The organism is Caulobacter sp. GW456-12-1-14-TSB4 (assembly GCF_059424195.1).
The window spans coordinates 32860-55352 of sequence record NZ_JBWKZF010000009.1 but is presented as its reverse complement, the minus strand read 5'-3'; the positions used below and the strand labels follow the sequence as shown (position 1 = coordinate 55352).

Sequence of the window (22493 nt, the reverse complement as noted above, 5' to 3'; positions counted from 1 at the left end):
GGCGGGGCAATCTATGCGTTATTTGGCCGGCCTGTTGGCCGCAGCGACCCTTTGCGTGTTTTCCAATGCACAGGCCGAGACACTACCCGCCGCGCCCAAGGCTCCCGACATCAGCTGGCAAGACAAGCTCACTCATCGCACCGGCGTGATTCAGCTGCCCGCCGGCAGCGCGCGCCTCAACATCGGTCCCGATTATTATTTCCTCGACGAGGCCGACAGCCAGAAGGTGCTAGTCGAGGGCTGGGGCAATCCGGCGGAGGCGGCTAACGGCGTACTCGGGATGATCTTTCCCACCAAGTACAAGCCGTTGGATGATGCCGCGTGGGGCGCGGTGATCAGCTACGAGGACGTCGGCTACGTCTCAGACAAGGACGCCAAGAAGACTGATCCCGACAAGCTTCTGAAAAACCTGCGCGACGGCGAGGACGACAGCAACGCCGAGCGCCAGAAGCAGGGCTATCCCAGCGTGCACTTGGCCGGCTGGGCCGAGCGTCCAGCCTACGACGCCGATCGCCATGTGGCGATCTGGGCGCGGGACCTACAGTTCGGCGACGCCCAACACCACACACTGAACTATGATATTCGCCTCTTGGGGCGACGCGGCGTGCTGAGTCTGAACGTCGTGGCTTCGATGCAGGACTTGCCGCAAGTCAAGGCGGCCGCCGATGGGGTTCTGGCCCAGGCGGCCTTCGATCCGGGCTCCCGCTACATCGACTACCAGAAGGGCCAGGACAAGGTCGCAGAGTACGGCGTGGCCGGCATGATCGCGGCGGGTGTCGGGCTGGCCGCGGCCAAGAAGCTTGGCTTGTTGGCCCTGGCCATGGTCTTTCTGAAGAAGGGCTTTGTGCTGGTCGTCGCGGGCTTCGCGGCGGTAGCTAACTGGTTGCGGCGACTGTTCGGCAAGAAGGACAAGGTCGAGAGCGCGACGCCCAAGGGGCCGGACCTGATCTCGTAGCTGGACGGCTAACCCGCTCGAGCTTCGTCCAGCTGGCCCAGGATCATGATCTTCTGCCAGATCTTGCGGCCCAGGTCCGAGGCCAGGGTCTCGATGTCGTTGACGGCCGCGACGATGACGGGATCGTCGCTCTCGCCGGCATAGAGGGCTGCCAGCTTGGCGGTCAGGGCCAGCATCTCGGCGCAGTAGTCGAGATAGCGCGAGAGCTGGAAGCTGGTCATGTCGCGCTTGGGCGAATGGCGGGTGGCCGGGCCCAGGATCACGGTCGGGTCCTTGGTCAGCTGGTGCATGTCGATGACGTGGCAGAACGAGCGCAGCTCGTGCAGGGCCTTCTGGACCCGCTGCTGCTTCCAGCGCCGCTCCAGCGAGGCCAGGAACCAGGCCGCCGCGCCGGATAGCAGAGCCAGGTTGGCCGCCGACTCCAGGCCCTGGGCCAGGCCAAAGCCTTCCTTGGCGCGGATGACGGCGCTCCAGTCCAGCCGCCAGACCAGCATGGCCTCCAGGCCGACGCCGGCGATGACAATCAACGCCACCAGCAGGCGCAGGAAGAGGTAGGGCCGCGAAATCCGGCGGGCGCGGGCGGCCGTGCGCTGGCCCGTGTCGCTGAGCCGGCCACAGACCTGCGCCAGGCCCGAGGCCGGGAATCGCTCGGCCACGCGGGCGTAGAGGTTGTCGAGCGTCTCGACCACCTTGTCGGCGTCCAGCTTCTGACGATCCCGAGCCATGCCACGTCATAGCGCAGGTTCATGACCGCTCGCGCAAGGGCATGAATGGTGTTAGATTAAAACGATCGTTTGAATTGTTGTGAGGCGAGCATGGACGACGTTCCCGAAGGTTTCTCTCCTCACAGCCGCAAGAGCCCGCTGACCGATCCGTGGGAGCCGCTCTACGCCCGTCAGGCGCTTGACCGGCTGGTGCTGGGCGTGCGCGTCCGGCCCGAGCACTGCAATTCGCGGAGCATGCCGCATGGCGGCTTCCTGGCGGCGCTGGCCGACAACGCCATGGGCCTATCGCTGGGCGTCAACCTGGCGGCCGCGCGGCAGGCGGCCGGCGGCTTGGTCACCGTGTCGCTGACGCTGGACTATCTGGGCTCGGCCAAGCTGGGGCAGTGGCTCGAGTTCGACACCGACTTCGTCAAGCTGGGCCGCTCGATCTGCTTCGCGGAGGCGACGGTGCGCGCGGACGGGGTTCCCGTCGCGCGCGCCCGCGCAACCTTCAAGCTGCTGGAGGCCAAGGCCGCGGCCTAGGCCCGTTCGTGCACCGCTTCCTCGGCCGCGAGCGGCTGGGGCAGGCGGGTCAGCATTTCCTTCGGGCAGACCTGCCAGAACTGGTCCCGCACGCGGTCCCAGTCGCGCAGCAGCGTGGCCGCGAACACCGAGTCCGTCTCGCGGGCGTGCTCGGCGATCAGCGAGCGCAGCACGCCTTCCCAATAGGGCGAGGCCAGGCGCTGCACGACGATGCTGTCGGGGTTGATGGCGTCCTGGAAGCGGTCGTGCTGGTCGAGCACGAAGGCCATGCCGCCGGTCATGCCCGCGCCGAAGTTGCCGCCCGTCGGGCCCAGGATCACCACCTGGCCGCCGGTCATGTACTCGCAACCGTTGGCGCCGCAGCCCTCGACCACCGTGGTGGCGCCCGAGTTGCGGACCGCGAAGCGCTCACCCGCCTGGCCCGCCGCGAACAGCCGGCCAGAAGTGGCGCCGAACAGCACGGTGTTGCCGATCAGGGTGTTGGTTTCCGGCGCCGCGAGGCCACGCGCCGGCTTGATCACGATGGTCGCGCCCGACAGGCCCTTGCCGACATAGTCGTTGGCCTCGCCGGTCAGTTCGATGCGCAGGCCCTGGACCGCGAAGGCGCCCAGGCTCTGGCCGGCCGAGCCCTTGAGCTGGACGGTCAGGTGGCCCGAAGGCAGGCCCTTCATGCCGAACTTGCGGACGATGTGGCTGGACGTGCGGGTGCCGATGGTGCGGGCGGTGCTGCGGACCGTGTAGGTCAGCTGCATCTTCTCGCCGCGTTCCAGCAGCGGCGCGGCGTCGCGGACGATCTGGGCGTCCAGCGTGTCCGGCACCGCGTTGCGGCCGACGACCGTGTTGTAGGGCTTGTTGTTGCCCGGATCGGCGCGGACCAGCAGCGGGTTTAGGTCGAGGTCGTCGAGGTGTTCGCCGCCGCGCGAGACCTGGGCCAGCAGGTCGGTGCGGCCGACGATCTCCTGCAGGCTCTTGAAGCCCAGGCCCGCCAGAATCTCGCGGACCTCTTCAGCGACGAACGTGAAGAGATTGATGACCTTGTCCGGCGTGCCGGTGAACTTGGCGCGCAGGGCCTCGTCCTGGGTGCAGACGCCCACGGGACAGGTGTTGGAGTGGCACTGGCGGACCATGATGCAGCCCATCGCCACCAGCGAGGCGGTGCCGATGCCGAACTCCTCGGCGCCCATCATGGCGGCGATGACGATGTCGCGGCCCGTGCGCATGCCGCCGTCGGCCCGCAGGACGACGGAGTGGCGCAGGTTGTTGAGCGTCAGCACCTGGTTGGCTTCCGACAGGCCCATCTCCCACGGACCGCCGGCATATTTCACCGAGGTCTGGGGCGAGGCGCCCGTGCCGCCGACGCCGCCGGCGACCAGGATCACGTCCGCCTTGGCCTTGGCGACACCGGCGGCGATGGCGCCGATGCCGGTGGCCGCGACAAGCTTGACCGTGACGCGCGCGACCGGGTTGATCTGCTTCAGGTCATAGATGAGCTGGGCCAGGTCCTCGATCGAGTAGATGTCGTGGTGCGGCGGCGGGCTGATCAGCATCACGCCGGGCGTGGCGTGACGCAGGCGGGCGATCATCTCGGTGACCTTGAAGCCGGGCAGCTGGCCGCCCTCGCCGGGCTTGGCGCCCTGGGCGACCTTGATTTCCAGCTCGACGCACTGGTTCAGATATTCGGCGGTGACGCCAAAGCGGCCCGAGGCCACCTGCTTGATGGCGCTGTTGGGGTTGTCGCCATTGGGCAGTGGCTTGTAGCGCGCGCTGTCCTCACCGCCCTCGCCCGAGACCGACTTGGCCCCGATACGGTTCATGGCGATGTTCAGGGCGCCGTGGGCCTCTGGGCCGAGGGCCCCCAGGCTCATGCCCGGCGTGACGAAGCGCTTGCGGATCTCGTTGACGCTCTCGACGTCGTCGGTCGAGATCGGGTTGCGGTCCGAACGCCAGTCCAAGAGGTCGCGCAGCTGGATCGGCTTTTGCGTCCGCAGGCCGTTCGACCAGCGGCGATAGAGCTCGTAGTCGCCGGTGTCGCAGGCCGTCTGCAGAGTGTGCATCAGGCGCGCTTCGAAGGCGTGGGCCTCGCCCGAACGGCGCGACTTGTAGAGGCCGCCGACCGGCAGGGTGATGGCGCCCGAGCCCCAGGCCTTGCGGTGCAGCTCGACCGTCTTGCTCTCGATGCCGGCGAAACCGATGCCCGAGATGCGCGAGGGCATGCCGGGGAAGAACTCGGCGGCGAGAGCCCGCGACAGGCCGACGGCTTCGAAGTTGTAGCCGCCGCGGTACGAGGAGATGACGCTGATGCCCATCTTGGAGATGATCTTCAGCAGACCGCCCTCGATGGAGGTCTTGAAGTTGATGCAGACGTCGCGCAGCGACTTCTCGCCCAGCAGGCCGCGCTCCAGACGATCCTGGAAGCTTTCCTGAGCCAGGTAGGCGTTGACCGCCGTCGCGCCGACGCCGACCAGCACCGCGAAATAGTGGGTGTCCAGGCACTCGGCCGAGCGGACGATGATCGAGACGTACGAGCGCAGGCCCTTGCCGACCAGGTGGGCGTGGACGCCGCCGGTGGCCAGGATCATCGGCAGGGCGACGCGGCCGGCGTCGCTGGCCTCGTCGGTCAGGACGATGGCGCCGCAGCCGCGCAGCACGGCGTCCTCGGCCTCGGCGCGGATGCGGTCGAGATTGGCGCGCAGGGCGTCGCCGCCGCGCGCTTCCGGCGCGGGCAGGGGCATGGTGCAGTCGATGACCGCGACGTTCTTCTCGCCCAGCAGACCGTGGATGCGCTCGTACATGCCGGTGGTCAGCACGGGGCTTTCCAGCACGTAGACGTCGGCTTGCGCGGCGTCCTGGGCCAGGATGTTGCCCAGGTTCTTGAAGCGGGTCTTCAGGCTCATTACGCCGGTCTCCCGCAGGGGGTCGATCGGCGGGTTGGTCACCTGGCTGAAGTTCTGGCGGAAGTAGTGCGACAGCGGGCGGTACTTCTCCGACAGCACCGCCAGCGGCGTATCGTCGCCCATCGAGCCGACGGCTTCCTTGCCTTCCTCGACCATCGGGGCGAGGACCATTTCCAGGTCCTCGAGCGAGTAGCCGGCGGCGGCCTGGCGGCGCGTCAGCTCTTCACGGCCGTACTTGCGCGGCTCCGGACCCGGACCGATCTCCTTTTCGAGATCGACCATGTTGCCCAGCCAGTCCGTATAGGGGTGGCGGTCGGCCAGCTCGTCGATGATCTCGTTCTCGCCGTACAGGCGGCCCTCGGCGAGGTCGATGGCGATCATCCGACCGGGCGAGATGGCCAGCTTGCGGGTGATGCGGGCCTCGTCGACGCCGCACATGCCGGCTTCCGAGCCCATGATCACCAGGCCGTCGTCGGTATAGGCCACGCGCAGCGGGCGCAGGCCCGAGCGGTCCTTGCCGGCAACGACCCAGCGGCCGTCGGTGGCGCACAGGGCGGCGGGACCGTCCCACGGCTCCATCACGGCGTTGCAGTAGGAATAGAGCGCCTTGTGGGCGTCCTTCATCTTCGGATTGTTGGCTTCCGGCACCAGCAGGGTCTTGGCCATCGGCGCGTCACGGCCGGCGCGCACCAGCACCTCGAAGGTGTTGTCGAGGTTGGCGCTGTCCGAACCGCCCGGCTGGATCACCGGCTTCACGTCGTCCCCGAACTCACCGAAGGCCTGGGCGGCCATCTTGATCTCGTGGGACTTCATCCAGTTGACGTTGCCCTTGATCGTATTGATCTCGCCGTTGTGGGCGAGCATCCGGAAGGGCTGGGCCAGACGCCATTGCGGGAAGGTGTTGGTCGAATAGCGCTGGTGGAAGATCGCCACGGCGGCGGCGAAGCGCTCGTCCTTCAGGTCGGGATAGAACTCGTCGATGTGCTCGGCGAGGAACATGCCCTTGTAGATCAACGACTTGGCCGACAGCGAGCAGATGTAGAAGTCGCTGATGTTCTGGGCGTGGACGCGCTTTTCGATGCGCTTGCGGCACAGGAACAGAGCGCGCTCCAGCGCCTCGCCTTCCAGGCCGGCTGGACCGGCCAGCATGATCTGCTCGATTTCCGGACGGGTGGCGTTGGCCTTCTCGCCGATCACCGAGGTGTCGACCGGCACCTGGCGCCAGCCATAGATGTAGAAGCCAAAGCGCAGCGCCTCGGCCTCGACGATCGTACGGCAGGCCTCCTGGGCGCCCAGATCGGTGCGCGGCAGGAAGATCTGGCCGACGGCGATCGGGCCCTGGCGCAGGGCGTGGCCCGTACGGCGCACCTGGTCGATGAAGAAGTCCTGCGGGACGCTGACCAGCACGCCGGCGCCGTCACCGGTCTTGCCGTCGGCGTCGATCGCGCCCCGGTGCCAGAGGGCCTTCAGGGCCTTGATCGCCAGTTCGACGACCTCGCGGCGCGGCTGGCCGTCGATGGCGCAGACCAGGCCGACGCCGCAGGCGTCGCGCTCGGTGGTCGGGTCATAGGCGTGACCGTCGATCAGCGCCTGGCGGTTCTTCAGATAGAGGTCCATCTCGTTCATGGCTTCGGGTCCTCTCTCTTATTCCGCCGCGATCAGCGCGGGGCTGACCTTGGCCTGCAGGTAGCGGTGGATGGCGTCGGCGGCGTCGCGGCCGTCCTTGATCGCCCAGACGACCAGCGAGGCGCCGCGCACGATGTCGCCAGCGGCGAACACGCCGTCGAGATTGGTCATCTGGTTGCGGACGTCGGCCTTGACCGTGCCCCAGCGGGTGACCTTCAGGTCCGGCGCCGACCAGGCGTCCGGCAGGTTCTCGGGCTCGAAGCCGAGGGCCTTGACCACCAGCTGGGCTGGACGGTCGAAGTCGCCGCCGGGGATTTCCTCGGGGCTCTGGCGGCCGGAAGCGTCCGGGGCGCCCAGGCGCATGCGGATGGCGCGCACGCCGGTGACGGCCTCGGCTTCACCCGACAGGGCGCGCGGGGCGGCCAGCCATTCGAAGGTGACGCCTTCTTCTTCCGCGTTCGACACTTCGCGCATCGAGCCGGGCATGTTGGCCTTGTCGCGGCGATAGAGGCAGGTGACCGAGTTGGCGCCCTGGCGGATGGCGGTGCGCACGCAGTCCATGGCCGTGTCGCCGCCGCCGACCACGACGACATCCTTGCCGTCGGCGTTCAGCAGGCCGGACTCGATTTCCGGCACGGTGTCGCCCAGGTCCTGGCGGTTGGAGGCGATCAGATAGTCCAGCGCGGGCACGACGCCCTTGCTGCCGCCGCCCGGGACGGTCAGGTCGCGCGCGGCGTAGACGCCGACGGCGATCAGCACCGCGTCGTGCTTTTCGCGCAGGTCTTCCAGGGTCGCGTCCTTGCCGACCTCGAAGCCCAGTTTGAAGGCGACGCCGCCGTCGGCCAGGCGCTTCGTGCGGCGCTCGACGACGTCCTTCTCCAGCTTGAAGCCGGGGATGCCGTAGATCAGCAGGCCGCCGGCGCGGTCGTGGCGGTCATAGACGGTGACGTCGTAACCGGCCTCGCGCAGTTTCTCGGCGGCGGCCAGGCCGGCCGGGCCCGCGCCCACGACACCGACCGACTGGCCGCGCGCTTCGCCGGCCTCGAGCGGCTTCACCCAGCCCATCTCCCAGGCCTTGTCGGTCAGGTAGCGTTCGACCGAGCCGATCGTCACGGTGCCGTGACCTGATTGCTCGATAACGCAGTTGCCTTCGCACAGGCGATCCTGGGGGCAGATCCTGCCGCAGACTTCCGGCATGGAATTGGTCGCCTGCGACAGGGCGTAGGCTTCTTCCAGGCGGCCCTCGGCCGTCATCCGCAACCAGTCGGGGATGTTGTTGTGCAGCGGGCAGTGGGTCTGACAGAACGGCACGCCGCACTGCGAGCAACGCGAGGCCTGCTCGGTCGCCTTCGCATCGATGAAGTCGGCGTAGATCTCGTGGAAGTCGCCCGAACGCTCAGCCGCCGCGCGCTTTTCAGGCGTCGTGCGGGCCACCGTCGTGAATTTCAGCATGCGCTCGGCCATGCGACTTCCCTTGTCCCCGTCACGGGAGAAAAATTGCTCAGACGGGCCTCATACGGACTCTTTCGGGCAATAAGAATGTCATAGTAAAATTACTAGACCAATATATCCGTGTTGTGGGCAGGGTCTTTGAGATCGACTCGCAACATGACCTCAAAATAGTCCACTTTGTGGATTTACGACCTGTTTACCGTGTCGGGCGCACGCCAGATCGGGATTTGGAGCCGAAACATGCCTGATTGGCTGAGCGCGATTATTCTGGGTCTGGTCGAGGGGCTGACGGAGTTCATTCCCGTCTCCTCCACGGGCCATCTTCTGCTGACCAAGGAGCTGATGGGTCTGAAGGACCCGTCGTGGGACACCTTCATCGTGCTGATCCAGCTGGGCGCGATCCTGGCGGTGGTGGCCCTCTATTTCCAGAAGCTGTGGGGCGTGCTGATCGGCCTGCCGACCAAGCCCGAGGCGCGCCGCTTCGCGCTCAGCGTCATCGTCGCGGTGATCCCAGCCTTCGTGGCGGGCCTGCTGCTGCACGACGTGATCAAGAAGTTCCTGTTCGAGAGCCCGCTGATCATCTGCTGGTCGCTGCTGATCGGCGGGGTGATCCTGCTGTTCATCGACAAGAAGGCCCCGCCGGCCGTCGATCACGACGCCATGAACCTGCCGCTGCACAAGGTGCTGATCGTCGGCTTCTTCCAGTGCCTGTCGCTGATCCCCGGCGTCTCGCGCTCGGGCTCGACCATTGTCGGCTCCATGCTGTTCGGCATCGAGCGTCGGGCCGCGGCCGAGTTCAGCTTCTTCATGGCCATCCCGATCATGGTCGGGGCCTTCGTCCTGGACGTCTACAAGAACCGCGACGCCCTGGACGCCGGCCATATCGGCATCGTCGGCATCGGCTTCGTCGTGTCGTTCCTGTCGGGCCTGCTGGCCATCAAGTACATGCTCGATTTCATCGGCAAGCGCGGCTTCGCCCCGTTCGCCTGGTGGCGGATCGCGGTCGGCATCGGCGGGCTGGCGGTGCTCTACCTGCACCACTAGCCGGGAATGGCGTCCTTCGCGAAGGACGCCGCCAGGAACTCGACCAGCGCCCGGACCTTGGCCGAGGGGCGCGGGCCGCCGGGAAACACCGCGTGGGCGGTGACCGGCGGCAGGTCGTAGTCCGCCAGCAGCCGCACCACCGTGCCGGCCGCCAGTTCCTCGCCGCACATGACGGCGGAGGCCATGCCGACGCCCATGCCGGCGCGGATGCAGGCCATCATGCCTTCTCCGGTCGAGACGCGGACGCGATCGTCCAGCTCGACCGACACCGCCTTGCCGTCGCGCGAGAAGGTCCAGTGGCGCTGGGCCGACAGGCGCGGTCCCAGCACGCAGGCGTGAGCGGCGAGGTCTGCTGGCGTGGCGGGCGTTCCGTGGCGATCGACATAGCTTCTCGCCGCGACGATGATCCGGTCGAAGGTCGCCAGCTTTCGGGCCCCGAAACTGGAATCACGCAGCTCGCCCAGCCGCAAGGCGATGTCCGCGCCCTCGGCGATCAGGTCCTGGCGCTCGTCGGACATGTTGATGTCCAGCTTCAGCTGCGGATGGGCCTCCAGGAACGGCGCCAGGCGCGGGATCGCCTCGCGCAGGCCGAAGGTCACCGGCATGACGATGCGGATCAGGCCGTGCAGGCTGTCGACGCCGCGCGCCACGTGCTCGGCCTCGTCCAGGTCGGCCATCACCTGCTTGGCGCGTTCCAGGAAGGCCAGCCCCGCATCCGTGGGCGTCACTCGCCGGGTGGTGCGCAGCAGCAGTTTCACGCCCAGCCGCGCCTCCAGCTCGCCGACGATCCGCGAGACCGAGGGCTGTGACAGGCCCAGCTCCCGCGCGGCGCGCGAAAAGCTGCCGCTATCGGCGACGCGGGCGAAGACGGCCAGTTCCTGGAGGCGATCACTCATTCGTCAGATGTATAAATGATCTCCATAGCCGCCGGATACTCCTGCTTAAGCGGATGATCGATCTTGGCTCCATCGAAACGGCGCGACCGCGCCGAACCCTCGAAAGGAGATCAAGATCATGTCGCTGCAAGACCGCCTCGACGCCTTCCGCGCCCAGTTCGAAGCCGGCGCGGCCCCCTGGAACGCTCCCGCCTCGGTGATCGCGCTGATGCACAAGGGCACGGCCGAACTGGTGGCCACCGGCCAGGCCGACCGGGCCCTGAAGGCCGGCGACCGCGCCCCGGTGTTCAATCTGGAAGACCCGGACGGCGCCTATGTCAGCTCGCGCGACCTGCTGGCCAAGGGGCCGCTGGTCGTCAGCTTCTATCGCGGCGTCTGGTGCCCGTACTGCAATTTCGAGCTCCAGGCGCTGCAGGCGGCCTTGCCGGAGATCCAGGCGCGCGGCGCGAACCTGGTCGCCATCTCGCCCCAGACCCCGCCCAACAGCCGCAAGTCACAGCGCGAGAACGCGCTCGGCTTCCCGATCCTCAGCGACGCCGGCGGCGAGGTGGGCGCGGCCTTCGGCATCCGCTTTGCTTTGCCGGACTATCTGGTCGAGCTCTACAAGGCCTTCGGCAACGACCTGCCGCTGATCAACAAGGACCCGGACTGGACCCTGCCGATGCCGGCTCGCTACGTGATCGGGACCGATGGCGTCATCGCCTATGCCGAGGTCAATCCAGACTACACTCAGCGCCCCGATCCGTCGGAGCTGCTGCCGACCTTGGATCGCCTGGCCAGCCAGGTGCTGCTGTAACGAAAAAGCGCCGGACGATCCGATCGTCCGGCGCTTCGCATTTCGGTTCGGCGCAGAGCCCTAGAACGCGCCCGCCGGGGTCTCGGCGTACTGGCCGCCCTTGCGGTAGCGGTAGAGGTAGGTCGGGACCACGGCCTCGACGGCCGTGCCGATCACGCCGGCCTCGGCCAGGCCCGGCAGGCCGTGGTCGGCGACGTTGTCGGTCTTCAGCATCTCGACCTGGTCGCTGGTCAGCGGCGGAGCCCACGGGATGATCGAGCCCTGGATGTCGCCCAGCGAGCCGATCAGCGAGGCGATCGGCCAGGGCAGCGGGGCCAGCGGGCGGGCGCGACCCGTCTCGGTCAGGATCAGCTGGAGGATCTCGCGCATCGTGTAGACGGTCGGGCCGCCCAGTTCGTAGGTCACGCCGACGGCGGCCGGATTGGCCACGACCTTGGCGATCACGGCGGCGACGTCGGCGACGAACACCGGCTGGACGCGGCTGTCGCCGCCGACCAGCGGCATGATCGGCGACAGGGCGGCGATCTGGGCGAACTTGTTGAAGAACTTGTCGTCGACGCCGAACACCAGCGACGGGCGCACGATGGTCGCGCCCGGGAAGGCGGCGCGGACGGCGGCTTCACCGTCGGCCTTGGTGCGGAAGTACTTCGATTCCGAATCGGCCTTGGCGCCCAGGGCGCTCATGTGGACCAGGTTCTTCACGCCGGCCTTGGCGGCGGCCTGGGCCACGTTCTGGGCGGCCATGACGTGGATCGACTGGAACTTCTGGCGGCCGGTCTCCCAGAGCACGCCCACCAGGTTCACGCAGGCCTCGGCGCCGTCCAGCGCCCGGGCGATGGAGGCCGGGTTGCGGACATTGGCCTGGACCACCTCGATCTGGCCGACATCGCCCAGCATGCGCATGCGGTAGGCGAGGTTGGGCTGGCGCACGGCCACCCGAACGCGATGACCCGCCTTGGCGAGGGCGCGCACGACCTGGCTGCCTACGAAACCCGTGCCGCCGAACACGGTGACCAGACCCTGCATCTTCATTCCTCGTCGCAAGCGATAAGGGGGAATTAGACGACTGAGCGCGGCTTCGCAATGAAATCGCGCTTTATCGATTTTTGTCTGTTGACGGCGTCAGAAGCTTTCCCTAAACGTCCCGGCCTCGCAGCGACCTACCCGGTTGCGCAGCGGGCCCAGGTGGCGGAATTGGTAGACGCGCTGGCTTCAGGTGCCAGTGACCGAAAGGTCGTGGAGGTTCGAGTCCTCTCCTGGGCACCACCCCTAAACAGCTTCTTTGAAGCGGGGGTGGCGCCAAACTTCCCGACGGCGAGATCGCCATCGGTTGATGGTATGGCGGATAGATATCCCGTTCATCGTGAGTATAAGTGTCACGCGCTCTTATCGGGCGTGTGGTTCGTCGCGTCCACGCGAGCGCGACCAGACATGTTCGCCGGAGATTTCTGAGACTTGGCCAATTTCGTTCACGAGGGCGACCTGCCCGATGGCGTGTTCGCCGGTGTCGGCGTCATCGCCATCGATTCGGAGACCATGGGCCTGCGCCTGGGCCGCGACCCGCTGTGCGTGGTCCAGCTGGGGGGCGGCGACGGTGACGCCCATGTCGTGCGCCTGAACCGCGACACCTATGACTGCCCGAATCTGAAGGCGCTGCTGACCGATCCGAACGTGCTGAAGCTTTTTCACTTCGGCCGCTTTGATATCGCCATGTTCGAACTCCATCTGGGGGTCGTGACCGCACCCGTCTACTGCACCAAGATCGCCTCGAAGCTGGCCCGCACCTATACCGACCGCCACGGCCTGAAGGACGTGACGCGCGAGTTGCTGGGCGTCGAGCTGTCGAAGGTGCAGCAGTCTTCGGACTGGGGCGCGCCCAGCCTGAGCGCCGACCAGGTGGCCTATGCCGCCTCGGACGTGCTGCACCTGCACGCGCTGCGCCTGAAGCTGAACGCCATGCTGGAACGTGAAGGCCGCATGGCCCACGCCCAGGCCGCCTTCGACTATCTCCCCCACCGCGCCTCGCTCGACCTGGCCGGCTGGGAAGAGATGGACATCTTCGCCCACAGCTGACGGACGCGATGCAACAGGCCGCGGTCATGACTGGACGAACGATGAGCGCCGACCTCGCGCGCTGGCGTCGCCGCTCGCGTCGTGTCCTGGCCGCGCGCATCCTTCTGCCGGCCGCGATCGCGGGCCTGCTGGTGATCGTCGCCTCGCAGGTCGGCTGGCGCACCTACATGGCCGCCACCCATCCGCCGACGGAGGCCAAGACCGAGATCCGCCTGATCACGCCGCGCTTCTACGGTCAGTCGACCGACGGCCGCAGCTTCATGATCACCGCGCGCTCGGCGATCCGCGACGACAACGATCCGCGCCGCATCATCCTGGACGAGCCGGCCCTGACCCTGGACCTGGGTTCGCCCACGCCCACCCGGATGACCGCCAAGCACGGTCTCTACCGCCAGGACAGTTTCGGCCTGAACCTGAAGGACGACGTCCGGCTGGACGATGGCACCGGTTACCGGTTCGCGTCGGAGGAATCCTTCGTCGACACCAAGACCGGCGACGTCACGGGCGAAAGCACAATGAATGGCGAAGGGCCCAGCGGACAGGTGCAATCCAACGCCTACTCCGTATATGACAAGGGCGATCGCGTCATATTCCGGGGCGGGGTTCGCGCCCGGTTCGAACGGCAGTAAAGAAGATCAATGGCGCAGGTTCGCTTCAGATGCGGACCGCGACGAATGAGGACATGGTTCTGATGAAGCGACGGACGGCGGCGGCGGCGATGACGACCGCGTTGATCCTGGGTGGGATGGGCGCGGCCTATGCCCAGGATTCCAGCACGCCCGTGGACGTTTCCGCCGACAATCAGGAAACGATCAACAGCAAGTGCATCACGATCTTCACGGGCAATGTGGAGATCCTGCAGAACCGCTCGCGCCTGCGCGCCCAGAAGGTGACCGTCTACAGCGCCAAGAAGCCCGGCGCTTCGACCGACGGCGCCAATTCCTGCGGCGCGGCCCAGCGCATGGAGGCCGAAGGCGGCGTCTACATGGTCAGCGACACGCAGACCGCCCGTGGCGACCGCGCCGTCTACACCTTCGACAACAACATCGCGATCGTCACCGGCGACGTGGTGCTGGTGAAGGGCAAGGACGTGGCGCGCGGCGACAAGCTGACGGTCAACACCAAGACCAACGACGCCAAGCTGGAATCGAACGCCAAGGCCTCACCTCGCCGGGTCCGCGCGGTGTTCTACCAGGACGACAAGAAGAACGACGCGCCGGCCGCGCCCGCTCAACCCGCCGCCCCGCGCTAGGATTCGCGTTCCATGGCTCTGAACCCCAACGACACGGACGGCCTGTTCGTCGATTCCGTGGGCAAGTCGTTCGGCGACCGTCCGGTCGTCAAGAACGTCTCCCTGCGCCTCAAGCGTGGCGAAGTCGCCGGTCTGCTGGGTCCGAACGGGGCCGGCAAGACGACCTGCTTCTACATGGTCACCGGCCTGATCGCCGCCGACTACGGCGCGATCTATCTGGACGGCGAGAACATCACCGCCCAGCCGATGTTCCAGCGCGCGCGCCTCGGCGTCGGCTATCTGCCGCAGGAAGCCTCGATCTTCCGGGGCATGACGGTCGAGCAGAACGTCATGGCCGTGGTCGAGATGCGTCAGAAGGACCCGCGCAAGGCGCGTGAGCAGGTCACCAGCATCCTGGAAGAGCTGCGCATCACCCACATCCGCAAGTCGCCCGCCGTCGCCCTGTCGGGCGGTGAGCGCCGCCGCGTGGAAATCGCCCGCGCCCTGGCGTCCGAGCCGTCCTTCATGCTGCTGGACGAGCCGTTCGCCGGCATCGACCCGCTGGCCATCGCCGACATCCGCGAAGTGATCGGCTATCTCAAGGGTCGTGGCATCGGCATCCTGATCACCGACCACAATGTGCGCGAGACGCTGGACATCATCGACCGCGCCTCGATCATCCACGCTGGCGAGGTGCTGTTCGAGGGCTCGCCGCGCGAGATCGTCGAGAACCCGGAAGTTAAGCGCGTCTATCTGGGCGACAGCTTCAGCGAGCCCCGCCTGGGTGATTAATCCGCGCAGGGGTGGGCAAAAGGCGCCTGCGTCACCCCTCCGCACCCGGATCAAGTGCTTGGTCCATAAGGGTTAATGCCCCTGGCATGATATTTTCCGGGACGGAACGTCGCACCGGCCCAAGAATTGCAGGCGTTGGCGACCCGTTAACCAAACAGGCCCTTCAATGGCGGTCGAAGTTTTTCGATTTGTCAGGAGGGCGCATTGGCGCTCAGCCACCGCCTCGAGATCCGCCAGGGTCAGGGCCTCGTCATCACCCCGCAGCTGCAGCAGGCCATCAAGCTTCTGCAACTGTCGAACATCGAACTCGACGCGTTCGTCGAGCAGGAGCTGGAGCGTAACCCGCTCCTGCAACGCGATGAGGGCGAGTCCGAACAGACCAAAGAGGTCGAGAGCGAACGCGACGCCAGCCTGACCCAGCTGGACGCCGTGGCCGACACCACGGCTGGCCGCGAGATGGACACCCCGCACGAGGACGTCTCGCCGGGCGAACGCGCCACCGGCGACGGCGCTGACGCCGAACACGCCGGCGGCCAGATCGACTGGTCGCGCGCCGGCGGCGGCGGCTCGTTCGAAGGCGACGAGGGCTATGAAAGCGCCCTGACCGACGTTCCCACGCTTTCCGCTCACCTGCGCTCGCAACTGGTCCAGGCGGCCCTGTCGCCGGCCCGCAACGCCATCGCCGAGATCCTGATCGACGCCGTCGACGAGGGCGGCTACCTTCGCCTCGACGTCACCGAGCTGGCCGAGCGCCTGGGCTGCGCCCTGGAGCTGGTGGAAGAAACCCTGACCACCCTGCAGGGCTTCGAGCCCGTCGGCGTCTTCGCCCGCGACGTCCGCGAGTGCCTGGCGCTGCAGCTCAAGGACCAGAACCGCTACGACCCCGCCATGGCCGCGATGCTCGACAATCTCGAGCTGCTGGCCAAGCGCGACATGGCCTCGCTGCGTCGCCTGTGCGGCGTCGATGAGGAAGACCTGCGCGAGATGGTCGCCGAGATCCGGTCGCTGAACCCGCGTCCGGGCGCGGCCTATCACAGCGAGCCGGCCGAGACCCTGGTGCCCGACGTCATGGTCCGGGAGGGCCTGGGCGGCATGTGGCATGTCGAGCTGAACACCGACACCCTGCCGCGGGTGCTGGTCGATCAGCGCTACCACGCCCGCGTGGCCAAGGGCGCGCGCAGCGACCAGGAGAAGACCTTCGTCGCCGACTGCATGGCCACGGCCAACTGGCTGGTGAAGAGCCTGGACCAGCGCGCCAAGACCATCCTCAAGGTCTCCAGCGAGATCGTCCGTCAGCAGGACGGCTTCCTGGCCTTCGGCGTCGAGCACCTGCGGCCGCTGAACCTGAAGACCGTCGCCGACGCCATCGGCATGCACGAGAGCACGGTCAGCCGCGTCACCTCGAACAAGTACATCGCCACGCCGCGCGGCGTGTTCGAGCTGAAGTTCTTCTTCACCTCGGCCATCCAGTCGTCGGAAGGCGGCGAGGCCCACTCGGCCGCCAGCGTCCGTCACAAGATCAAGGGCCTGGTCGACGCCGAGAAGACCGAGGCCGACGTCCACTCCGACGACGCCATCGTCGAAATTCTCAAGGCCGCCGGGGTCGACATCGCCCGCCGGACCGTGGCCAAGTATCGCGAGGCCATGCGGATTCCGTCGTCGGTGGAGCGTCGCCGTCAAATGAAGGTTTCGGCCTAGAGCCAATCGCCCCCTCGCGCGTTCCTGAGCGGGCCGTACGAGGTTTGAATGCACGAGAAGTCGCTTGCGGACGTCATCGAGGGTTTCGGCGAGGACGCCAGACCTGTCCTGACCGTGGGCGAGATGCTCGAAGCGTTCGACAGCCGCGCCTTTGGGGCCATGCTGCTGGTCTTCGGCCTGCTGAACACCCTGCCGCTGCCGCCGGGCTCCTCGACCCTGCTATCCCTGCCGATCCTGTTCCTGGCCCCGCAGATCGCCATGGGCGCCGACACGCCGTGGCTGCCCCGGGGTCTGATGGAGAAGCCGCTGAAGCGCGACGACCTGCGCGGCCTCTTCCGCCGCCTGGCGCCGATCGTGCGCAGCATGGAGCTGATCACCCGCCCGCGGCTGCGGCCGATGTTCGCACCCCTGGGCGAGCGGGCGATCGGCGTGGTCTGCACCTTGCTGGCCCTCGTGCTGGTTTTACCCATCCCCTTGGGCAACCTGGCCCCCGGCGCGACGGTCGCCGTACTGGCCCTCGCACTGCTGCAAAGGGACGGCGTTCTGGCGCTCTTGGGCTACCTGATGGCCATCGGTAGCGGGGCTCTGCTGTTCGTCAGCGCGCACGTTGTCGTGATGGCCGTGCGCAAGCTGCTGGGCGTGTTTTCGGGCCTGTTCTGAGACCGTCCACAGACGTTTAAAGCGCCGCTTGACACCCGCTTGTGACAGGCGCGTTGTACTCGAATGCAAGTCCAAGTCTCCGGCAAGCATGTCGACGTTGGTGAGGCTCTGCGAGTGCGAGTCTCCGACGAAATCGCCCTGAGCATTGGGAAATACTTCGATCGCGGCGGTAACGCCGAGGTCGTGGTCAGCAAGGAAGGCTACGCCTTCCGTGTCGATTGCTCGGTAAAATTGGCTTCGGGCCAGCAGCTCATCAGTCATGGATCGGGGGGCGACGCGCACGCCGCGTTCGACTCCGCGCTGTCCAAGATCGATACGCGCATCAGGCGGTACAAGCGGCGTCTGAAGAGCCACTCGCCGGCGGCCACGGCCAAGCAGGTCGAGAACGCCGCGATGTTCGTCCTCAAGGCTCCCGAAGTCGAAGAGCACGAAGAACACGACTGGGATGTGGATGTCGACCACCCGACGGGCGCGCCCGCGGCGATGGTCATCGCGGAAACCCAGGCCGCCGTGAAGACAATGACCGTTTCCATGGCTGTCATGGAACTGGACTTGACCGCATACCCGGCAATCGTGTTTAGGAACGCCGCCCACGGCGGGTTGTCCGTGGTCTATCGGCGTCCAGACGGGAATATCGGCTGGATCGACCCCGAACGCACGAAGTCGCTGAACGGGCACGGGTCAACCGCGAGCTAACCAGATCCTGTCATGGTCTGGCGTCGTCGCGGCGGATTCGCGGCGACGGCGCCAAGGCGGTCGGAATCTAGCGAGCTTGTTACGTCCATGACCATTGGCGATCTTCTGGACCCCGGGGCGGTCGCGCTGCGCGCTGGCGCGCCCGGCAAGCGCCAGGCGCTTTCCCTGGTCGCCGACGTCGCCGCCCGCGTGCTGGGCGTCGACGCCGATCTCACTCTCGAAAGTCTGATGGATCGCGAAGCCGCCGGCTCGACCGGGGTCGGCGAGGGCGTGGCCATCCCGCATGCGCGTGTGGACGGCCTGGACCGCGTCCGCGCGGTCGTGGTGCGCCTGGACACGCCTGTGGCCTTCGACGCCCTGGACGACAAGCCGGTGGACCTCGTGGTGGCCCTCTTCGCCCCGCGCGACGCCGACGCCGCGCACCTGCGGGCCCTGGCGCGGGTGGCGCGGATGATGCGTCAGCCGGAAACCCGCGCGGCCCTGCGCCAGGCGCGCTCGGCCGACGCCATCCACGTGCTGCTGACACACGAAGCGACCAGCACGGCGGCGTAAAAAGGCCGCCCAACGCGGGCGGCCCTTCTCAAGATTCTAGTGAACCGAAACCGGCGCCAGTTCGTGGGCGAGGGCGGCGGCGATCGCCGTGTCGCGGTCGATCATCACGGCCAGGCGCGCGCCGTCGGCGCGGCACACCGCGTACAGGGTCTGGTCGGGCGCCAGGTTGAAGTCCTCCACGCCCTCGGGGACGTCGGCGAGAATCTCGGCCGCCTTGATCGGCCGGACATAGACCAGGTCAGGGCCGCCAAGGGCCGCGAACGCTTCGCTCGTGAAGAGCGGGTTGTGATGGGTGTTGGGCGTCATGATGACCACCTCCTTGATGAGGGAACGCGCCTTTCTCCAGCCGGTTCAGAGCCATTGCCGGAGGTGGCGGGTTCCGCGCGGCTTTCAGCCCGCGCTGCGAATGGGCCACGCGGGCTTTCAGCCCGCGCTGCGAATGGGAATGCGCTTGATCAGGCGCTCGGGTTCGGGGCGAGCCAGGTCGATGTGCAACAGGCCATGCTCCAGGGTCGCCGCGGTCACCTCCATGCCCTCGGCGAGGACGAAGGTGCGTATGAAGCCGCGCGCGGCGATGCCCCGGTGCAGGAAGGCCCGCTCGGCCTCTGTACGAGCGTCAGGAGCGTCACGCTTGCCGGCGACGACCAGTTGGCCGCCCTCGACCGTCACCTGCAGCTGCTCGGGCGAGAAACCCGCCACGGCCAGGGTGATGCGCACGCCGCCGTTGTCGGCCTGCTCGACATTGTACGGGGGATAGCTTTCCGAAGCGGCCTTGGCGGCGCGCTCGATCAGGTCTCGGGTGTGTTCGAAGCCCAGCAGGAAGGGGCTGTCGAACAGGATCGTCCGGGTCATCGCGAAGTCCTCGCTCAAGCGACTTCGTTCGCGGAGACAGACCCGAGGATCGGCGCCGATCCCCGCGACACGCCTTCAGATGTGGAGGCCGTGATCGGACGGTTCAAGAGGAGGGGGTTGCGAGGGTCCAGAAATGGACAAGGCCCGGACGTTTCCGTCCGGGCCTTGATGGTGGAGCTAAGCGGAGTCGAACCGCTGACCTCTTGAATGCCATTCAAGCGCTCTACCAGCTGAGCTATAGCCCCAAATTTTTCCTCGAAAACCTTGCGGTAACTCTCGGAAATCCTTGGTCTCTTCGGCGTTTCGACTTGCGTCGCCCTCCGAAGAGGCGCGGAAACTAGTCCGGGATTTTTTTGGGATCAAGCCTCTTCTCGAACTTTTTTCGAGAAAAATGTCGCACCCCTGAAAACCCCTGTGGATAGCCGGTTTCGGTCGCCCCAAACCGGCTATCCCGCCAGGTCTTTTAGTCGTCGTTGCCCTCGCCGGGCAGGCCTTCGATCTCGTCGTCGAGATTGTCGTCGTCGTCCTCGTCCTCCAGGAACGGAACGTCGTCGGCTTCCTCGTCTTCGAGTTCTTCGTCTTCGGCGAAGTCGACGCCCAGGTCGTCGCCACCCGCGGGGGTGGGCGCGCCCGGATCGGCGTCTTCGTCCTCGGTCTCGATGACGTCCGGCTCGACCTTGTCGAGTTCCGGCGTTTCATCGGCCTCGTCCTCGAAGCCGTCCTCGTCCTTGGGCGCGGACGCGGGCTTCTCGTCCTCGGCGTCATAGTCCGGCGTGATCGAGCGAGCCCGGACGCGGCGCGATTTCAGCGCCTCTTCCGGGTCGAACGTCTCGCCGCACTTAGGGCACACGGCCGGGCGACGGTCGAGGTCGTAGAATTTGGATTGGCAGTTGGGGCAAATTTGTTTTGCGCCCAATTCGGGATTGGCCAAGTGGCGACCCTTTGATCCGGATGGGAAAAGCGGCCGGTCACTTGCCATGACGAGAGCCCGCTGTCAAAAGCAAACCCCTTCGCGAAAACCACCAAGTACTAAGGAGCCGGTTTCGGCATGTCGTCGGCTGGATTGAAGAGCGCACCCGCAGGCGCTCTGCGAGGGATCGTGCGGGCCCCGGGTGACAAGTCCATTTCCCACCGATCGATGATCCTGGGCGCGCTGGCGTCTGGGACGACGACGGTGGAAGGCCTGCTGGAAGGCGACGACGTCCTCGCCACTGCGCGGGCCATGCAGGCCTTCGGCGCGCGGGTCGAGCAGGAAGGCGTCGGCCGCTGGCGGATCGAGGGCAAGGGCGGCTTCGAGGAGCCTTCCGACGTCATCGACTGCGGCAACGCCGGCACCGGCGTGCGCCTGATCATGGGCGCGGCGGCGGGTTTCGCCCTCTGCGCCACCTTCACCGGCGACAGTTCGCTGCGTGGTCGGCCGATGAGCCGGGTGCTGGATCCGCTGGCCCGCATGGGCGCGACCTGGATGGGCCGCGACAAGGGCCGCCTGCCGCTGACCTTGAAGGGCGGCAATCTGCGCGGCCTGAACTACACCCTGCCGATGGCGTCCGCTCAAGTGAAGTCGGCCGTGCTGCTGGCCGGCCTGCACGCCGAGGGCGGCGTCGAGGTCGTCGAGCCGGAGGCCACCCGCGACCACACCGAGCGCATGCTGCGCGCCTTCGGGGCCGAGGTGATCGTCGAGGACCGCGTCTCCGGCGAGAAGACCTTCCGCCACGTGCGCCTGCCCGAGGGCCAGAAGCTGACGGGAACGCACGTCGCGGTTCCGGGCGATCCGTCTTCGGCGGCCTTCCCGCTGGTGGCCGGCCTGATCGTTCCCGGCTCGGAAGTGACGGTCGAGGGCGTGATGCTCAATGAGCTGCGCACGGGTCTCTTCACGACGCTGCAGGAGATGGGCGCGGACCTGGTGATCAAGAACCAGCGCGTCGCCAGCGGCGAAGAGGTCGGCGACATCACCGCCCGCCATTCCAAGCTCAAGGGCGTCGTCGTGCCGCTCGAGCGCGCGCCGTCGATGATCGACGAGTATCCGATCCTGGCCATCGCCGCCGCCTTCGCCGAGGGCGAGACGGTCATGCGCGGCGTCGGCGAGATGCGCGTCAAGGAAAGCGACCGCATCAGCCTGACCGCCAACGGCCTGAAGGCCTGCGGCGTCCAGGTGGTCGAGGAGCCGGAAGGCTTCATCGTCACCGGCACGGGCCAGCCGCCCAAGGGCGGGGCCGTCGTGGTCACCCACGGCGACCACCGGATCGCCATGAGCCACCTGATCCTGGGCATGGCGTCGCAAGAGGCCGTCTCGGTCGATGAGCCCGGCATGATCGCCACCAGCTTCCCCGGCTTCGCGGACTTGATGCGCGGCCTGGGCGCCACGCTGACGGACGCCTAGACCGTGGGCTTCGTCATCGCCGTCGACGGACCGGCCGCCTCGGGCAAGGGCACCATCGCCTCGCGCCTGGCGGCGGCCTATGGCCTGCCGATGCTGGACACCGGCTTGCTGTACCGCGCCGTGGGCGTGCGGATCCTGGCCGCCGGCGGCGATCTGGACGACCCGGCCTTCGCCGAGACCCAGGCGCGCGGCCTGACCCTGGCCGAACTGGAAAAGTCGGAAGTGCGCACCCGCGCCGCCGGCGAGGCCGCCAGCCGTTGCGCCGTCCACCCGGGCGTGCGCTCGGCCCTCTATGACCTGCAGCGCGCCTTCGCCACGCAAGCGTCCGGCGCGGTGATCGACGGCCGCGACATCGGCACCGTCATCGCCCCCGAGGCGCCGGCCAAGCTCTATGTCACCGCCAGCCCCGAGGTCCGCGCCGACCGCCGCTGGAAACAGCTGGTCGGGCAGGGCGAAAGCGTCACCTTCGACGAGATCCTGGCCGATATCCGCAAGCGCGACGAGCGCGACGGCGGCCGCAAGGACGCGCCGATGACGCAGGCGGCGGACGCCGTCTTGCTCGACACCTCTGAAATGAGTATAGAGCAGGCCTTCGATGCGGCCCGCCGTATCGTCGAGGACGCGCGCGCCCGTCACCGGCCCTAGGCTG

General features: G+C 67.2%; 22 protein-coding genes and 2 tRNA genes. 15 read left to right on the top strand and 9 right to left on the bottom strand.

The genetic code is table 11. The features are described 5' to 3' along the window. The first annotated feature begins 13 nt into the window (after positions 1-13). Entirely contained in the window at positions 14-955 is a 942-nt protein-coding gene (locus AC07YH_RS10615) for a DUF2167 domain-containing protein (protein ID WP_494746960.1), read from the top strand. 8 nt (positions 956-963) lie between these two features. Here AC07YH_RS10615 and AC07YH_RS10610 read toward each other — a convergent pair whose 3' ends face one another. Beyond that, on the bottom strand, positions 964-1680 hold the full coding sequence (locus tag AC07YH_RS10610) for a hypothetical protein (protein WP_494746959.1): 717 nt from the start codon (positions 1678-1680) through the stop codon (positions 964-966). A gap of 90 nt (positions 1681-1770) precedes the next feature. Between AC07YH_RS10610 and AC07YH_RS10605 the strand changes: the two genes are divergently transcribed. Continuing rightward, entirely contained in the window at positions 1771-2202 is a 432-nt protein-coding gene (locus tag AC07YH_RS10605; RefSeq protein ID WP_494746958.1) for a PaaI family thioesterase, read from the top strand. On the opposite strand, the gene gltB is transcribed toward AC07YH_RS10605, so the two are convergent. Together gltB and AC07YH_RS10595 are read right to left on the bottom strand one after the other, a co-directional pair. Next, positions 2199-6722, bottom strand: coding sequence for a glutamate synthase large subunit (gene gltB, locus AC07YH_RS10600; RefSeq protein WP_494746957.1), 4524 nt, complete (start codon positions 6720-6722; stop codon positions 2199-2201). The two genes, AC07YH_RS10605 and gltB, sit on opposite strands and share 4 nt — an antisense overlap. An 18-nt stretch (positions 6723-6740) precedes the next feature. After that, positions 6741-8186 (bottom strand): NAD(P)-dependent oxidoreductase, encoded by a 1446-nt coding sequence (locus AC07YH_RS10595; RefSeq protein WP_494746956.1) that lies wholly within the window; start codon positions 8184-8186, stop codon positions 6741-6743. Between the two features lie 228 nt (positions 8187-8414). On the opposite strand from AC07YH_RS10595, the gene AC07YH_RS10590 reads away from it, so the two are divergent. Then, positions 8415-9218, top strand: coding sequence for an undecaprenyl-diphosphate phosphatase (locus AC07YH_RS10590; RefSeq protein WP_494746955.1), 804 nt, complete (start codon positions 8415-8417; stop codon positions 9216-9218). Here AC07YH_RS10590 and AC07YH_RS10585 read toward each other — a convergent pair. After that, positions 9215-10114: a LysR family transcriptional regulator gene (locus AC07YH_RS10585; RefSeq protein WP_494746954.1), complete on the bottom strand. Its 900-nt coding sequence runs from the start codon at positions 10112-10114 to the stop codon at positions 9215-9217. The genes AC07YH_RS10590 and AC07YH_RS10585 overlap by 4 nt on opposite strands. A 118-nt stretch (positions 10115-10232) precedes the next feature. Between AC07YH_RS10585 and AC07YH_RS10580 the strand changes: the two genes are divergently transcribed. Beyond that, a complete protein-coding gene (locus tag AC07YH_RS10580; protein ID WP_494746953.1) occupies positions 10233-10910 on the top strand; it encodes a peroxiredoxin-like family protein in 678 nt (225 codons plus the stop codon). A gap of 60 nt (positions 10911-10970) precedes the next feature. Here AC07YH_RS10580 and AC07YH_RS10575 read toward each other — a convergent pair whose 3' ends face one another. Further along, a complete protein-coding gene (locus AC07YH_RS10575) occupies positions 10971-11936 on the bottom strand; it encodes a complex I NDUFA9 subunit family protein (protein ID WP_494746952.1) in 966 nt (321 codons plus the stop codon). Positions 11937-12089: 153 nt separating this feature from the next. On the opposite strand from AC07YH_RS10575, the gene AC07YH_RS10570 reads away from it, so the two are divergent. The 9 genes from AC07YH_RS10570 (at position 12090) to ptsN (ending at position 18612) form a co-directional block, all read left to right on the top strand. Beyond that, positions 12090-12176 (top strand) — tRNA-Leu (locus AC07YH_RS10570). Between the two features lie 189 nt (positions 12177-12365). Continuing rightward, positions 12366-12983 (top strand): ribonuclease D, encoded by a 618-nt coding sequence (locus AC07YH_RS10565; RefSeq protein ID WP_494746951.1) that lies wholly within the window; start codon positions 12366-12368, stop codon positions 12981-12983. Then, the gene (gene lptC / locus AC07YH_RS10560) at positions 12950-13612 is read left to right on the top strand and encodes an LPS export ABC transporter periplasmic protein LptC (RefSeq protein WP_494747100.1); all 663 of its coding nucleotides are present in this window, start codon (positions 12950-12952) and stop codon (positions 13610-13612) included. Before AC07YH_RS10565 ends, lptC begins: the two co-directional genes overlap by 34 nt. Positions 13613-13674: 62 nt before the next feature. Next, on the top strand, positions 13675-14235 hold the full coding sequence (locus tag AC07YH_RS10555) for an LptA/OstA family protein (RefSeq protein WP_494746950.1): 561 nt from the start codon (positions 13675-13677) through the stop codon (positions 14233-14235). Positions 14236-14247: 12 nt separating this feature from the next. Then, positions 14248-15006 carry an LPS export ABC transporter ATP-binding protein gene (gene lptB, locus AC07YH_RS10550; RefSeq protein ID WP_494746949.1) on the top strand — a complete coding sequence of 253 codons (759 nt, stop codon included), beginning with the start codon at positions 14248-14250 and terminating at the stop codon, positions 15004-15006. A gap of 204 nt (positions 15007-15210) precedes the next feature. Continuing rightward, positions 15211-16704: an RNA polymerase factor sigma-54 gene (rpoN, locus tag AC07YH_RS10545; RefSeq protein ID WP_494746948.1), complete on the top strand. Its 1494-nt coding sequence runs from the start codon at positions 15211-15213 to the stop codon at positions 16702-16704. 48 nt (positions 16705-16752) lie between these two features. Beyond that, positions 16753-17364, top strand: a complete 612-nt coding sequence (locus AC07YH_RS10540) for an exopolysaccharide biosynthesis protein (protein WP_494746947.1) — start codon at positions 16753-16755, stop codon at positions 17362-17364. Between the two features lie 63 nt (positions 17365-17427). After that, positions 17428-18060 carry a ribosome hibernation-promoting factor, HPF/YfiA family gene (gene hpf, locus AC07YH_RS10535; RefSeq protein ID WP_494746946.1) on the top strand — a complete coding sequence of 211 codons (633 nt, stop codon included), beginning with the start codon at positions 17428-17430 and terminating at the stop codon, positions 18058-18060. Positions 18061-18147: 87 nt separating this feature from the next. Then, on the top strand, positions 18148-18612 hold the full coding sequence (ptsN, locus tag AC07YH_RS10530; protein ID WP_494746945.1) for a PTS IIA-like nitrogen regulatory protein PtsN: 465 nt from the start codon (positions 18148-18150) through the stop codon (positions 18610-18612). 36 nt (positions 18613-18648) lie between these two features. On the opposite strand, the gene AC07YH_RS10525 is transcribed toward ptsN, so the two are convergent. The 4 genes from AC07YH_RS10525 to AC07YH_RS10510 all read right to left on the bottom strand — a co-directional run bounded on the left by AC07YH_RS10525 (position 18649) and on the right by AC07YH_RS10510 (position 20395). Beyond that, entirely contained in the window at positions 18649-18918 is a 270-nt protein-coding gene (locus tag AC07YH_RS10525) for a DUF1150 family protein (protein ID WP_494746944.1), read from the bottom strand. A gap of 117 nt (positions 18919-19035) precedes the next feature. Continuing rightward, positions 19036-19464 carry an Hsp20 family protein gene (locus AC07YH_RS10520; RefSeq protein WP_494746943.1) on the bottom strand — a complete coding sequence of 143 codons (429 nt, stop codon included), beginning with the start codon at positions 19462-19464 and terminating at the stop codon, positions 19036-19038. Between the two features lie 169 nt (positions 19465-19633). Beyond that, a tRNA-Ala gene (locus AC07YH_RS10515) sits at positions 19634-19709 on the bottom strand. Between the two features lie 218 nt (positions 19710-19927). Beyond that, entirely contained in the window at positions 19928-20395 is a 468-nt protein-coding gene (locus AC07YH_RS10510; protein ID WP_494746942.1) for a TIGR02300 family protein, read from the bottom strand. Between the two features lie 117 nt (positions 20396-20512). Between AC07YH_RS10510 and aroA the strand changes: the two genes are divergently transcribed. Both aroA and cmk read left to right on the top strand, forming a co-directional pair. After that, positions 20513-21844 (top strand): 3-phosphoshikimate 1-carboxyvinyltransferase, encoded by a 1332-nt coding sequence (gene aroA, locus AC07YH_RS10505; RefSeq protein ID WP_494746941.1) that lies wholly within the window; start codon positions 20513-20515, stop codon positions 21842-21844. Between the two features lie 3 nt (positions 21845-21847). Then, on the top strand, positions 21848-22489 hold the full coding sequence (gene cmk / locus AC07YH_RS10500) for a (d)CMP kinase (protein ID WP_494746940.1): 642 nt from the start codon (positions 21848-21850) through the stop codon (positions 22487-22489). The last annotated feature ends 4 nt before the right edge of the window (positions 22490-22493 follow it).

Coding starts and splice junctions, on each gene's coding strand:
- AC07YH_RS10615 (WP_494746960.1), top strand. CDS start 14: ATGCGTTATTTGGCCGGCCTGTTGGCCGCAGCGACCCTTTGCGTGTTT.
- AC07YH_RS10610 (WP_494746959.1), bottom strand. CDS start 1,680: ATGGCTCGGGATCGTCAGAAGCTGGACGCCGACAAGGTGGTCGAGACG.
- AC07YH_RS10605 (WP_494746958.1), top strand. CDS start 1,771: ATGGACGACGTTCCCGAAGGTTTCTCTCCTCACAGCCGCAAGAGCCCG.
- gltB (WP_494746957.1), bottom strand. CDS start 6,722: ATGAACGAGATGGACCTCTATCTGAAGAACCGCCAGGCGCTGATCGAC.
- AC07YH_RS10595 (WP_494746956.1), bottom strand. CDS start 8,186: ATGGCCGAGCGCATGCTGAAATTCACGACGGTGGCCCGCACGACGCCT.
- AC07YH_RS10590 (WP_494746955.1), top strand. CDS start 8,415: ATGCCTGATTGGCTGAGCGCGATTATTCTGGGTCTGGTCGAGGGGCTG.
- AC07YH_RS10585 (WP_494746954.1), bottom strand. CDS start 10,114: ATGAGTGATCGCCTCCAGGAACTGGCCGTCTTCGCCCGCGTCGCCGAT.
- AC07YH_RS10580 (WP_494746953.1), top strand. CDS start 10,233: ATGTCGCTGCAAGACCGCCTCGACGCCTTCCGCGCCCAGTTCGAAGCC.
- AC07YH_RS10575 (WP_494746952.1), bottom strand. CDS start 11,936: ATGCAGGGTCTGGTCACCGTGTTCGGCGGCACGGGTTTCGTAGGCAGC.
- AC07YH_RS10555 (WP_494746950.1), top strand. CDS start 13,675: ATGAAGCGACGGACGGCGGCGGCGGCGATGACGACCGCGTTGATCCTG.
- lptB (WP_494746949.1), top strand. CDS start 14,248: ATGGCTCTGAACCCCAACGACACGGACGGCCTGTTCGTCGATTCCGTG.
- AC07YH_RS10540 (WP_494746947.1), top strand. CDS start 16,753: ATGCACGAGAAGTCGCTTGCGGACGTCATCGAGGGTTTCGGCGAGGAC.
- hpf (WP_494746946.1), top strand. CDS start 17,428: ATGCAAGTCCAAGTCTCCGGCAAGCATGTCGACGTTGGTGAGGCTCTG.
- ptsN (WP_494746945.1), top strand. CDS start 18,148: ATGACCATTGGCGATCTTCTGGACCCCGGGGCGGTCGCGCTGCGCGCT.
- AC07YH_RS10525 (WP_494746944.1), bottom strand. CDS start 18,918: ATGACGCCCAACACCCATCACAACCCGCTCTTCACGAGCGAAGCGTTC.
- AC07YH_RS10520 (WP_494746943.1), bottom strand. CDS start 19,464: ATGACCCGGACGATCCTGTTCGACAGCCCCTTCCTGCTGGGCTTCGAA.
- aroA (WP_494746941.1), top strand. CDS start 20,513: ATGTCGTCGGCTGGATTGAAGAGCGCACCCGCAGGCGCTCTGCGAGGG.